Below are 12,890 nucleotides of genomic sequence, written 5' to 3'. Positions count from 1 at the left end.
CGAACGCTCGGTGGGGTATATGTGCAACAGCGTCCAAGCAGGGAGTGTCCCATGTCGACCCCCGCGCCACTGAATCGCGCCGTCTCCGAACTCCCCTTCGCCGGGCGGATGTCCGAGACCGTCCGGGCCGCCGCCTTCTGGTCGGCGGTCGCGATCCCGATGTCGTATCCGCCGCTGCTGTACGCCGGACTCGACGGCCTCACCGGCTACCTCTTCGTCAGCCTGCTGTTCTGTAACGCGCTGGCGCTCGCCGTCGGCCACGAGTACAACAACGGGTGAGCAACGAGGAGGCTCGCGCGCCGGCGCCCCTCCACGCCGCACGCTGCCGGTGCCCGCTTCTCTCCCCCGTTCGACGCCTCCCTCCGTCCCGTCTCGAAGCGCTTACCCGCCGGCCACGCCGAGTTGCGTCCATGACCGACGGGACGCACGTCGAGTGGCGCGAGTGGGGGCCGGAGGCGTTCGCCGAGGCCGACGAGCGGGACTGTCCCGTGCTGCTCTCGCTGTCCGCCACCTGGTGTGAGGGCTGTCACGAGATGGACGCAACCACCTACGCGGAGCCGCGGATCGCCGCCAACATCAACGAGGGGTTCGTCCCCGTCCGGGTCGACGTGGACCGCAACCCGCGCGTGCGTGAGCGCTACAACATGGGCGGCTTCCCCACGACGGCGTTTCTCGCGCCGGACGGAACGCTGCTCACCGGCGCCGGCTACCTCGGCGTCGACGGGATGCGCCAGGTGCTGGAGTCCGTCCGCACGATGTGGTCCCAGAAGGGGCGTGAGGCGGGACGCGTTCCGCGCGCGCTCGACGCCGACCTCCCCCCGAGTGGAGAGCTCTCCTCGGCCATCGAGAGCCACCTCGCCGGACAGCTCGACAGCAAGTTCGACACGGAGTACGCCGGCTGGGGGACGGACGCGAAGTTCCCCCTGCCGCTCACCGTGGAGTTCGCGCTCAAACGGGAGCGAGAGCAGGCGCTCCGCACGCTCGACGCCGTGCGCGACCACCTCGCGGACGACGTGGCCGGCGGCTTCTTCCGCTTTGCGGGCACCCGCGACTGGAGCGACGTGGCCTACGAGAAGCCCGTCGACACCAACGCCGCCGTGACGCGAGCGTTCGCGAACGCCTACCTCTACACCGGCGAGGCCGCCTATCTGGAGCCGGCCGAGCAGGCGGTCGACTTCCTCACAGACGACCTCTGGACCGGCTACGCAGTGGGCGGCAGCCTGGGGCCGGGGCTCGGCCGCGCCTACTACGCCGCCCCCGCCGACGACCGCGAGGACCTCGACCCGCCCCGGCGTGACCTCACCGTCTACGCCGGCGGGAACGCGCTGGCGGCCGACGCGCTGCTCGCGGTCCACGCCTACACCGACGACGAGCGCGCCCGCGAGTACGCGATCCGGATCCTCGACCATCTCGAACGTGAGCTGATCGACGCCGAGACGGGCGCCGTCACCCGATTCCGGTCCGGCGACGAGGTGGGAGAGACGGACCTGCTGGAGGACGCCGCGCGCGTGGTGAGTGCGCTCGTTCGGGCGGCAGGAGTGGTTGGGGACTCCCGATACGCCGACATCGCTCGAACGGTCGCCGACCGCGCGATCGACCGCCTTCACGTGGACGGTTCGTTCGTCGACGGTCCGCGCGAGGGCGCCGGGCTGCTCGACCGCCCCTTCCGTCCGCTGGACGGCAACGTGGAGCTGTCGACCGCGCTACTCGACCTGGCGACGCTCACCGGCGAGAGCCAGTATCGGGAGGTGGCCCACGAGACCGCCGAGGCGTTTGCCGGCGCCACCGACCGATTGGGCGTGCAGGTCGCGGGCTACGGCAGCCTCGTCGGGCGACTGCTTCGTGACACCACCACGGTCGTCGTCGGAACCGAGCCGGGAAGCGACCTTCACCGGGCGGGCTGGCGCGTCGCGGACCACGAGAAGGTCGTCGTGCCGAACGCCCACCGCGAAGACGCGCCGGCGCCGCGAACGGTCGCGGAGGGGACCGCAGTCGTTCTCGCCGGCGACCGCGTCTCGGAGCCGGCGACAACGCCCGACGAGTTGATGGCACGCGTCGCCGACACCGTGAACTGAGCAGGGAGGCGGCCGGGTAAACGGTCGGTGCGTTTATGCTCTCCCGTGTAGTTGTACGGCTATGTCATCGCTTCGTGACCTCGGTCTCTCCGAGTACGAAGCCCGGGCGTATCGCGCGCTGTTGCGAACCGGGCCAACGACCGCAAAGGACCTCTCGCGGGCCAGCGAGGTGCCGATGGGGCGGATCTACGACGTGCTCAACAGTCTCGAACAGCACAATCTCGTGCGGAGCCAGGCGGCCAGCCGGCCGAAGAAGTACGCCGCCGTTGAGCCGGACGCCGCGCTCGACCGGCTCCTCGACGAGCGGAAACGCGAGCTCCAGTCACAGGCCGAGCAGTACGAGGAGGTCGTCGACGACCTCTCGACGGAGCTCGACGCCGCCGAGCCCGTGGAGGGCGGCTTCTGGACGGCCGCGGTCGGTGCCGAGGAGTCGACCGACCTCCTCCTGGAACGCGTCGCCGCCGCCGAAAACCGGATGGTCGTCGTGGCAGGTGCGCCGACGACCGGATTCGACCTCGCGACCGTCGGCGAGCAGGTGACCGAGGAGCTGGCGGCCGCGCTGGAGCGTGGCGTCGAGATCCGGGTGTTGCTCTCGCCGGACGCGGTCGACGAGCTCCCGCGAAGTGTCGGCCGACGCTACTCCGCCGAGCTCGCCGACCACGAGGGGTTCTCCGTCCGGACGACGGAGGGAATCGACGGCACCTTCAGCGTGTTCGACGGCGTCGAGGTGTGTATCGAGGTTCCCCACCCGCTCTCCTCGGGCGAGCCGTTCGCGATGATCGACCTGAAGGATCCGGAGTTCACCGCCGACGTGAAAGACCAGTTCGAGCCGAGGTGGAACGAGGCGGAGCCGCTGTCGTTCGGGTGAGGGGGTTTCGGTGACCGCTCGGGTCCACCGACGACCGCCTACCGCCGGTCGATGTCGCGCTCCCCGCCGGCGTGCGCGCGGACCCACAGCTCGCCGATCCGCGAGAGGGTCGTCCGGTAGGACTTCCCGTGCTCCTCCTGTTCGATGTACCCCTTGCCGCCCGGCCCCAGCCGGTCGACGTTGTAGATCACCTTCGATCGGAACGAGTCGGTGTACTCCTCGTTGAGGTCGGCGGCGAGCGTCTCGGCCAGCTCGGAGACGGACTCGAACTCGCCGTGCTCGCCCAGCGTGAACAGCACGAGCTCCTCGAACGGCTTGACGTTCTGGAAGGAGGCGACCGGGAGTTCGACGATGTGGCTGTCGCCGATCCGCTTTGCGCCGATGGTGGTGCCGCGCTCGTCGAACTCCGCGAGCAGGTCCGTGGTCGTCTCCAGCCGCTCGTCGACGCGCGCGTCGTCGACATCGCCCGAGTCGCGAAGCTCCCGCAGGAGGTCGCGGCTCTCGCGCAGCTCCTCGGCCAGCTCCGTTTCGAGGTACTTCTCGGGGGCGGTGTAGTAGGTGTGGATGCGGTCGCGGTCCGCCTGCCGCTCGACCATGATCGAGTGGGCGGCGGTGGCGAACGCGAAGGAGACGGGCCGGGGCATCGAGCAGACGTTCACCCACACCTCGCGGGGCTCGTCGCCGTCCTCAGCGTCGGCCTCCCCGCCCCCCTCGGCGTCGAGCTCGGCGTTGATCAGGTCGAACGCGCGCTCGAAGGCGGCGTCGTAGTCGTACACGTCGGGGAGCCGCTCGCGGACCGTCTCGGCGCCGAGCAGGTTCTGGAAGTCCGTCTCCAGTTTCCGCGCGATGTTCCGGGAGTACTCGACGTTCGCCTCGCTGCCCACGGCGCCTTCAAGTAGGATCACCCGGTCCACGTCGAACTGGTCCCGGATGAGCGGGGCGATCAGCCGGTCGTAGTCGAAGCCGACCGGCACGATGTGCGTCTGCATGTGCGGTACGTAATGGTGCTACTTATAAAAAGCACCAGTTACCATACCCTTCAACCGTACATCGAACTTGTTTGCTGAACGATTTAAAACGCACAGAGAACCTTACCAACCGTCAAATAGTGAATGAATCTCTTATTCGGTTGCTAGTCGAGGAAGAGTATCTGAAGCCATATCGTGAATAAGTAGGCTACTCAGACTAGTAATGTAAGAACGTCTAGTTATAATTCTCTATATTTATCACTTATTTACCATTAGCACATATCCATACTTGAAAGATTGGAATTGGCATTTTCCCAATGTTCCTCTGCCTCATCAAAATTGCCGTTCTCCATTGCATTTGCAGCTTTTTGCAGATCGTCACTCGCTGCTGCACTAAACTCGTAGTCGCAAATCAACCCCTCGATATCGTTAATTAATCTCTGAATATATACTGTGACTTCTTCAACACTTATGCTTTCTAAGCGAGTCTTTGCAGCTATAAAATGACTTTCAGCATCTGAATAATGTGAGCGTGCATCGCTATAATTTTCATTCTCAAATGATTCGTCTCCCTGTATAAATAATGAATCTCCTCGAATCTCATCTATCCGTGCAGGTAATAAATCACTAAGTATAGTGAGTTCTGTTTGAATCTCATCATGATCTTCTTCTACCATCGTGATTTCTTGTATCAATTCATCGTTCATTTGGGCTTGTTCAGCCGTATCTTGTACCGCTTCTAATTCTATAACAACAGAATCGAAAACAGAGTTAGTGGGTTCTATCTGTTGTTGAGCATTTTCAAACACTCCGATCGCAGATTGATGCTCTCCAGCGCGGTATTCATTCATCCCATTATTTATTAGTCCAACAAGTTTCAAATATTCTTCATTATATTCTGCAAGTTTATCCTGATAAGAGGACATTTTTCGTAGTGCCTCAATTGCATCAGACAATGAACCATCATCATATTCTTTCGCCCTCCCGAGTTTCGAACGGATTTCTGACGTTCTTGAAGCAATCGTAGTAGCACTGAAATCGGGTGGTTCCTGATCTGTGATTAGTTGCTGACGTACCTCTTCAAATTCATCACTATTCTTTTCTAAGAGTTCAATAGCATCATTATAATGCTCTACAGCCTCTTCAGGCCCTCTTAGTCCGTTTGCATCGTTAGATGATTCGTTTTCAGAAATATTATTGGATGATTGCTCTTCGTCCGAAGATCCTGAACAACCAGCTATTGCTATCATACCTCCTGTTACAGCGAGATACTCCCTTCGGTCCATTGTTGACTGGTTAGACTAACAACGTTAAAAGACCGGGTGCTTTCGTGGATCGCCTAGAACCACGGTAGATTAGCAGCTTCAGAGAATAATAGAATGGTGAAGAGCTTAGCGACGGCAAATAGTGAATGAGGATCTTACTCAATTTCTTCTTGAAGAAGATCATCTAGACTCTGTGAGGCACCCTAGCTAGGATTATAATATTCAGATTCTAGAACCAGCTACGTTCTAAACCAATCAAACCTATTATGAGAAACACCATTGAACCACCAATAACTACAAGAACCTCTGGCATTTCCACCGTAGCCACGGTTGATATGGCTTGAATCAAAGCTGCTATCGCCAGAATAACTGTCAAGTTCCTTATTGATTTATTTGTTTTCTCACTTCTAATCTTCTGTTGTCTCTCATGAGCAACGTCAAATCCTTTCTGTGAAAGAGTATACCTAGTCATGTCTGAGTTATCTGACACAAAACTTGCAGTATTTTTATACAGATCTGACTTGTCAATAATTCCCATTTCTACCATATTATCCAATTCGTTTCGAAGATCATTACCATCAATACTCAAATCTCTTGATATGCCCATAGTTTCCAACTCATGCCTATGATAGTCTACAGTTTCTTGGCTAGTATATAAATAATCAAGTATTTTTGACCATTCTGGTTTGCTCATGCTATTTGCTACATTGAGCCAAGTGCATCAAGATATCCCACCGGCGTTTTAGCACACAGGGAATGATTCACATGGACAATAGGATCGGCAAGATTTGAACAAGAAAAATCAAGAGTGAAACAAGTATGACTCCACCCGATAGAATAATATTTGTCCGCCATTTGTGCTGTTCTGCTTTTATATTGTGAGCAAACTATAACTTTCTTGTGTCAGTCCAAACTTTGAGCTTGGAGGTTCACCTACCTCTTCAATAAAAGTCGTAGTCAAACTCGACCAGCACGATGTGCGTCTGCATGGGTGAGTGGTGGCGGCCGGCGGGTTAAAAGCCGACGGGCGCGGTCGGCGGCCGAGTGGCAAACGCCGACGGACGAGCGCCGGCATCTCCAACGTTCCCAGCCGGCAGGACGCAGCGAACGGTCTAAGTACGCCGACGCCCGAGTTCCGCCAATGAGTCTTCGGCCAGCGTGGCTGACGTTCCGGCGGTACGCGGCGGCGACGACCGCGATGACGCTGACGCTGTTCACCCTCGGCGTCTACACCGCGGCGACCGGCTCCGGATTGGCCTGTGAGGCACAGTGGCCGTTGTGTTCCGACCAGCTGATCCCGGCGCTGACGATCAACCCGGACTTCATCGAGTGGTTCCACCGCGTGTGGGCGATGGTCACCGGCTTCCTCATCATCGGCGTCGCGGCGTGGAGCTGGCTCGGCGGCCTCGACCGTCGGACGCGGCTCGCCGCGACGCTTGCGGTCGTCGTGCTCCCCGTCCAGATCACCGTCGGCGCGATCACGGTCACGATCGGTGGGCTGGTGCCCGGCGGCTACACGGTGACGACCCACGCCGCCCACCTCATCGTCGCGCTCGTCATCTTCACCCTGCTCGGGCTGGCGACGATGTGGGGCGGCCCCCGACCGGGATCGCCGCGACTGCTCCGGATCGGGCTCGCCGTCGCGCTCGTCGGCCTCCTCGCCAGCGCCGTCTTCTCGCGGGCAGTCCCGTTCGTGAACTACTCGCCGGGCGCGCAGGCCGGCTTCTACGTTGCGGGGCTTGCCGCCCACTTGGGACTCCTCGCCGTCGTCGTCACCGCCGCGGAGGCGACAGACCGGATCGGGCTGTCGCCGGGAGAGGCGCGCTCGACGGGCGTGCTCGCCGGCGGCGCGATGGCGCTGCTGGTGGTCACGCTGTTGCTCGGACGCGACCTGGTGTTGTACACGAGCGGCTGGGAGACGGCGAACCGGCTGGCGCTCGTTGGGTCCATAGTCCTCGCGGGCGCCGCGGCGTGGATCGCCCGCGACGCGGAGTCGGCGGAGTCCACGGGTGTCGCCGCCGCGCGCGGCGGGTGACCGGCCAGGGCGTCGACCTTCCGATTCGGGAGCCCTCCGCCGTCGCGGCGTGAAGAAACCTTGAAACCGCTGGTCGTCCACTGACGCTGTATGACACGCCGCTTCGACACCGACGTGAGCCGTAGAACCTACCTGCAGATGACCGGCGGATCCGCCGTCGCCGGACTCGCCGCGACCGCCGGCTGTCTGGGCGGCGACGACGACGTTATCACCCCGGGCACCGCGCCCGGCTTCCCGCCGTTCGAGATGATGGAGGACGGCGAGCTCGTCGGCTTCGACATCGACCTGCTGGAGGCCGTCGTCGCGGAGACCGACTACGAGATCGGCGAGTGGGAGGAGTTCGAGTTCGACTCGCTCATCCCGGCGCTCACCAACGACCGCATCGACACCATCGCGGCGGCGATGACGATCTCCGCCGAGCGTCAGGAGACGATCTCCTTCTCGGACCCCTACTGGGAGTCCGACCAGGCCGTGCTCGTGCGCGAGGGCGGCGACTTCCAGCCCGACTCGTGGGACGACTTCGAGGGCCGGCGCGTGGGCGCACAGTCCGGGACGACCGGCTCCGACCAGGTCCAGGAGAACCTCATCGACCCCGGCATCATCGACGACGACGACTACTCCTCGTACGGGAACTACGTCTTCGCCGTCGAGGACCTCGAAAACGACAACATCGACGCCGTCGTCATCGACCTCCCCGTTGCCGAGACGTTCGCCGCACAGCGGGACGTGGAGATCGCGTTCATCGAGGAAACCGGCGAGGAGTTCGGCTTCGGCATCCGTCAGGAGGACGAGGAGCTGCAGGCCGCGCTCAACGACGGGCTCGCCGCCGTGCGCGACGACGGCACCTACGCCGACATCACCGAGCGCTGGTTCGGCCAGGAGTAAGCTGAATGGGCCTCGGCGCGCTGACCGTCGGCTCGCTCGCCCCCCTGTTCGTCGAGACCGCAGTCTGTGACCCGGCGTCGCCGATCCTGTCCGCCGACTGGCTGTTCGTCTGTCGGAACGTCGACTATCTGGCGGGCGGCGCCGCGCTCACCATCGCGCTCACCATCGCCTCCATCCTGCTCGGGTTCGCGGTCGGCTTCCCGGCGGGCGCCGTCGAGGTGTACGGCGACGGGGCGCTCAAGCGGATCGTGCAGGTCGTCGGGGTCGTGCTCCGCGGGACGCCCATCGTGGTGATCCTCGTGTTCATGTACTTCATCCTCGGCGTGCCGTCGATACACCTGGGCTTTTACACCATCTCGGGCGCCGTCGCCTCCGGGATCCTCGGACTGGGGCTGCGCAGCGCCGCCTACCAGTCACAGATCTTCCGGTCGACGCTCGGCAGCGTCGACGACGGACAGCTGGAGGCCGCGCGCGCGCTCGGCATGTCCCGGTTCGACTCGGTGCGCCACGTGGTAGTTCCGCAGGCTCTCAGACGGTCGATTCCGGGGTTCCAAAACGAGTTCACCATCGTGTTGAAGGACACGAGTATCGTCTTCGCGATCGGCCTGGCTGAGCTGCTGACGCGAAGCCACAACCTGTTCGTGGAGCGAACGACCGCGGTGCTTGAAGTCATCCTGTTCATCAGTGCCATCTACTTCGTCCTCACGTTCACGACGAACCGCGCGCTCGACTATCTCGGCGACTACTACGCCATTCCCGGCGGTGAGTCGGCGTGAGTGAGCCGAACGACGCGACCGCCGGCGACCGCCCCTTCCTGAGCGTCGAGCACGTCTCGAAGTGGTACGGTGACGAGCAGGTGCTCCACGACGTTTCCTTCGAGATGGAGCGCGGCGATGTCACCGTCCTCATCGGGCCGTCGGGCTCCGGCAAGTCGACGATGCTCCGGTGTGTCAACCGGCTCGCGGAGATCCAGGAGGGGGCCATTCACCTCGACGGCGAGGAGGTCACGGCGCCCGGCGTCGACGTCGACGAGCTCCGCCGTGAGGTCGGCATGGTGTTTCAGGGGTTCAACCTGTTTGCACACCTCCCGGCGCTTGGCAACGTCGCGCTCGGGCCACAGCGGGTGCTCGGACTTCCGAAGGAGGAAGCTCGCGAGCGCGCACGAGCCCAACTGGAGCGCGTCGGGCTCGGCGACCAGCTCGACTCCTACCCGGCGGAGCTCTCCGGCGGTCAACAACAGCGTGTCGGCATCGCTCGGGCGCTCGCGATGGAGCCGAAGCTGATGCTGTTCGACGAGCCGACGAGCGCGCTGGACCCCGAGCTGATCGGCGAGGTGTTGGAGGTGATGTTCGATCTGGTCGAGGCGGGGATGTCGATGCTCGTCGTCACCCACGAGATGAGCTTCGCGCGAGAGGTTGCCGACCGCATCGTGTTCCTCGACGACGGACGCGTCGTCGAGGTCGGCCCGCCGGAACAGCTGTTCGAGAACCCGACCGCCGAGCGAACGGGTCGCTTCCTCGACCGCATCGCCCACGACTGATGGTGGGACGAACCGACGCGACGGCGGGCACGGGACTCGACGCCGAGCTGCCGTCAACAGCGAAGATCGCCGTCGTCGGCGCCGGCGCGCTCTTCTGGGGCTGGCTCCTGCTCAGCTGGGTGAACCGGTGGCTCGGCGGCCCAATCGTTCCCGTCGGCGACCCGTTCGTCTCTCCGGCGGGCGTTGAGGCCGCGCTCGCGAGCGTCCCCGTCCTCGCGGCCCACGCCAACGACCTCGCGTTCGCGGTGCGGATCTCGCCGGAGATCGCCCGCGGGATGTGGCTGACGGTCGTGATCACCGCCGTCAGCCTGTTCGTCGGGTTCTTCATCGCCGTGCCGCTGGCGGTCGCCCGGGTGTACGGCCACTACACCGCCTACCTCTCGCTCGCATATACGGAGCTACTTCGAGGCACGCCGCTGCTCGCACAGCTGTTCGTGCTCCACTTCGGGCTCAACCTCGGCCAGTACGTCCCGGGATTCCTCTCGGGCGTGTTCCCCCGGAACGTCGTCTGGGTCGCCATCGTCGGCTTCATCCTCAACGGGGCGGCCTATCAGGCGGAGTATATCCGCGGCTCCATCGAGAGCGTCGACGACGGTCAACTGCTTGCCGGTCGCTCAATCGGGCTCTCGACGGTGGAGACGATCTACTACGTCGTGCTCCCGCAGGGGCTCCGCTACGCGATCCCCTCGTGGACCAACGAGTTCGTCTACCTGATCAAGTACTCCTCGCTGGCGGCGTTCATCACCGTCCCCGAGCTCTACTACCGGGCGTTCGAGATCGCCTCGAACACCTTCCGCTACACGGTCATCTTCGCCGTCACCGGGTTGGCGTACCTCGCGTTGGTGCTCACGGCCTCGAAGCTGATGGCGCGCGTCGAGGAGGCCGTCGCGGTTCCCGGAATCGGCGCCGAACGCGAGCGGTGAGGTGGACGGGGGCGGTGAGGTGGGCCGGGGATCGTCCGCCCACCCCGTTCAGAACTCCGTGACGACCTCGACGCCGGTGGCGTCGTAGTCGTCCATCGCGGCCAGTCGTTCCGACACGTCCTCCAGCGACAGCTCCCGGGTGACGAGCGCGCCGGGGTCGACGCCCGTCGCCTCCACGACGGCAAAGAGGTCGTCGTAGGAGGTCGGCGGCATGCCGCGGGCGCCGAGAAACGACACCTCCCAGCGGGTCATCCAGTCGGTGGGTAGCGCCACCTCGCCGCGCTCGGCATCCGTGGTGAGCCCGACCTGTACGTGGCTGCCCCGGGGACGGACACAGCGCACGGAGTTGCGGCAGGTTTCCGCGACGCCGAGCGCGTCCATCGAGACGTCGACGCCGCCGTCGCTCCACGTCCGAACCGCCTCGACGACGTCGTCGGCCTCGCGGGCGTTTATCAGGCGGTCCGCACCCAGCGTCTCCGCGCGGGCGAGCGTGTCGTCGTCCACATCGATGGCGACGACCCGCGCGCCGAGCGCGCTCGCGAGCTGGACCGCCGAGAGGCCGACGCCGCCACAGCCGTGGACGGCCAGCGTCTCACCCCCACCGAGGCCCGCTCGCTCCGCGAGCGCGTGATAGGCGGTCATGTAGCGGCAGCCGAGCGCGGCGGCGTCGTGTGCCGAGAGCCAGTCCGGGCGGGCGACGAGGTTGTGGTCGGCCGCCGGCACGGCGACTGCCTCCGCGAAGGCGCCGGGCGCTTCCGGCTGGAAACCGAGCGCCCGGCCGTCGGCACAGACGTTGCCGTGGCCGGTTCGGCAGTGGTGACAGACGCCGTCACCCATCGAGAACGGGACGACCACCGGGTCGCCGGGCTCGAAGCGGTCGACGGAGTCACCGACGGCAACCACCTCGCCGGCAGGCTCGTGGCCGAGCACCTGCCCGCGAGGAACGCGGTCGTCGGCCCACTCGCCGTGGCCCTTCCAGGCGTGCCAGTCGCTACGACAGACGCCGCAGGCGTCGACGCGGACGACCGCCCCGTCCGGGTCGGGTGTCGGATCCGGCAGCTCGCGGACGACGAGCGGCTCGCCGTACTCGCGGAGGATGGCGGCTCGCATGCTGAACTCCGAGTCCGGACGCCACATCAACGCGTCGATGCCGGCGAGCCCACGCACGTCAACTGCCACCCAACGGTGGCTGTTGCGGCACCTGGTGTCGGGAAGTGTTGGTTTGGCAAGGTTTATTGGCACGCATTTTCCATGTTGGATCAATGACCGGGGTGTCCGACGGTCGGCTAGGAGTTGTCTATCGGAGACCGAACGGGTCCCCGGAACGGTTCGAGATCGAGGGCGGGAAGGACACGAGAATCCCGGCCTCCGCCGTCGATTCCGAGTCGTACACCGACGCAGTTCATCCCGATGATAGACCGCGCTTGGTGGAGGCGCTCGACGACGACACAGGGGCTGATCGCGTCGCCGTCGACGTGATCTACCGTATCACTGTCCCGAGCCGATCCGACCCGGTGTACGTCCACGAGTGTGGCCGGTGGGAGAACGGCGACGTCGTCGGCTATCTGTTGCCCACCCCTCACAGCGGTGCCCGCCGCGAAGAACTCGAAACCCAGCGAGAGCGGCTGGAGGAGTTCGCGAGCGTCGTCTCACACGACCTCCGAAACCCCCTCTCCGTGGCCGTCGGGAATCTCGAACTCGCCCGCGAGCTCGACGGCGACGCCGCCGACGAGCGCCTCGAACGCGTCGGCGGGGCGCTCGACCGGATGGACGCGCTGATCAGCGACCTGCTTGCACTCGCCCGGGAGGGTCGCACGGTCGAGGAGACCAGCGAGGCGCCGCTCCGGTCGGTCGCGGAAAGCGCATGGCGAACCGTCGACGACGCCAATGCCGATCTCGTCGTCGAGAGCGATCTCGGGATCGTTGACTGTGACCGCGGCCGACTCCAGCAGGTGTTCGAGAATCTGGTACGCAACGCGATCGAGCACGCCGGCGACGATGTCACCCTCAGCATCGGCACGCTCCCGGACGGGTTCTACGTCGCCGACGACGGGCCGGGAGTCCCGTCGGAGCACCGTGACGAGGTTTTCGACCCGGGATTCTCAACTGACCACGATGGGACCGGGTTCGGACTCGCCATCGTCGAGCGGATCACTAAGGCACATGGCTGGGAGGTGACGTTGGCGGAGACTGACGGCGGCGCCCGCTTCGACTTCACCGGCGTCGACCGCCGTGGCCGGGAGCCGAGCGTCCCCGTCGACCGCGATGGGGATGACGCCGCGCCGGAACGAAGCGCCACCGACGGCGGCGATTGAGATGCGCCTCCGGCGG

Annotated in this window: 13 protein-coding genes; 9 read left to right on the top strand and 4 right to left on the bottom strand. The window is 64.0% G+C overall.

Annotated elements, in window-relative coordinates; all coding sequences use genetic code 11:
* Positions 1-51: 51 nt before the first annotated feature.
* From ACYQ07_RS12435 to ACYQ07_RS12425, 3 genes are all read left to right on the top strand, one after another.
* Positions 52-279, top strand: coding sequence for a DUF8028 family protein (locus ACYQ07_RS12435; protein ID WP_459882061.1), 228 nt, complete (start codon positions 52-54; stop codon positions 277-279).
* Between the two features lie 131 nt (positions 280-410).
* Positions 411-2,075 (top strand): DUF255 domain-containing protein, encoded by a 1,665-nt coding sequence (locus tag ACYQ07_RS12430; RefSeq protein ID WP_459882059.1) that lies wholly within the window; start codon positions 411-413, stop codon positions 2,073-2,075.
* A 61-nt stretch (positions 2,076-2,136) separates the two neighbouring features.
* Complete coding sequence (locus ACYQ07_RS12425; RefSeq protein ID WP_459882057.1) at positions 2,137-2,943, top strand: TrmB family transcriptional regulator; 807 nt, start codon at positions 2,137-2,139, stop codon at positions 2,941-2,943.
* A gap of 38 nt (positions 2,944-2,981) precedes the next feature.
* On the opposite strand, the gene ACYQ07_RS12420 is transcribed toward ACYQ07_RS12425, so the two are convergent.
* The 3 genes from ACYQ07_RS12420 to ACYQ07_RS12410 form a co-directional block, all read right to left on the bottom strand.
* A complete protein-coding gene (locus ACYQ07_RS12420) occupies positions 2,982-3,932 on the bottom strand; it encodes an HFX_2341 family transcriptional regulator (RefSeq protein WP_459882055.1) in 951 nt (316 codons plus the stop codon).
* Positions 3,933-4,183: 251 nt separating this feature from the next.
* Complete coding sequence (locus tag ACYQ07_RS12415; RefSeq protein ID WP_459882054.1) at positions 4,184-5,197, bottom strand: hypothetical protein; 1,014 nt, start codon at positions 5,195-5,197, stop codon at positions 4,184-4,186.
* 208 nt (positions 5,198-5,405) lie between these two features.
* Positions 5,406-5,870: a hypothetical protein gene (locus ACYQ07_RS12410; RefSeq protein ID WP_459882052.1), complete on the bottom strand. Its 465-nt coding sequence runs from the start codon at positions 5,868-5,870 to the stop codon at positions 5,406-5,408.
* A 447-nt stretch (positions 5,871-6,317) separates the two neighbouring features.
* On the opposite strand from ACYQ07_RS12410, the gene ACYQ07_RS12405 reads away from it, so the two are divergent.
* The 5 genes from ACYQ07_RS12405 (at position 6,318) to ACYQ07_RS12385 (ending at position 10,559) form a co-directional block, all read left to right on the top strand.
* Positions 6,318-7,211 carry a COX15/CtaA family protein gene (locus ACYQ07_RS12405; protein WP_459882050.1) on the top strand — a complete coding sequence of 298 codons (894 nt, stop codon included), beginning with the start codon at positions 6,318-6,320 and terminating at the stop codon, positions 7,209-7,211.
* 90 nt (positions 7,212-7,301) lie between these two features.
* Positions 7,302-8,096 (top strand): basic amino acid ABC transporter substrate-binding protein, encoded by a 795-nt coding sequence (locus ACYQ07_RS12400; protein ID WP_459882048.1) that lies wholly within the window; start codon positions 7,302-7,304, stop codon positions 8,094-8,096.
* A 5-nt stretch (positions 8,097-8,101) separates the two neighbouring features.
* Positions 8,102-8,872: an amino acid ABC transporter permease gene (locus ACYQ07_RS12395; protein WP_459882046.1), complete on the top strand. Its 771-nt coding sequence runs from the start codon at positions 8,102-8,104 to the stop codon at positions 8,870-8,872.
* Entirely contained in the window at positions 8,869-9,636 is a 768-nt protein-coding gene (locus tag ACYQ07_RS12390) for an amino acid ABC transporter ATP-binding protein (RefSeq protein WP_459882044.1), read from the top strand. Before ACYQ07_RS12395 ends, ACYQ07_RS12390 begins: the two co-directional genes overlap by 4 nt.
* A complete protein-coding gene (locus ACYQ07_RS12385; RefSeq protein ID WP_459882042.1) occupies positions 9,636-10,559 on the top strand; it encodes an amino acid ABC transporter permease in 924 nt (307 codons plus the stop codon). Before ACYQ07_RS12390 ends, ACYQ07_RS12385 begins: the two co-directional genes overlap by 1 nt.
* 48 nt (positions 10,560-10,607) lie before the next feature.
* Here ACYQ07_RS12385 and ACYQ07_RS12380 read toward each other — a convergent pair whose 3' ends face one another.
* Entirely contained in the window at positions 10,608-11,669 is a 1,062-nt protein-coding gene (locus ACYQ07_RS12380; protein ID WP_459882040.1) for a zinc-dependent alcohol dehydrogenase family protein, read from the bottom strand.
* 152 nt (positions 11,670-11,821) lie between these two features.
* On the opposite strand from ACYQ07_RS12380, the gene ACYQ07_RS12375 reads away from it, so the two are divergent.
* Positions 11,822-12,874, top strand: coding sequence for a sensor histidine kinase (locus tag ACYQ07_RS12375; protein WP_459882038.1), 1,053 nt, complete (start codon positions 11,822-11,824; stop codon positions 12,872-12,874).
* The last annotated feature ends 16 nt before the right edge of the window (positions 12,875-12,890 follow it).

It is taken from the genome of Halorubrum gandharaense (assembly GCF_054654575.1).
This window is presented reverse-complemented; position numbering and strand designations above follow the sequence as displayed.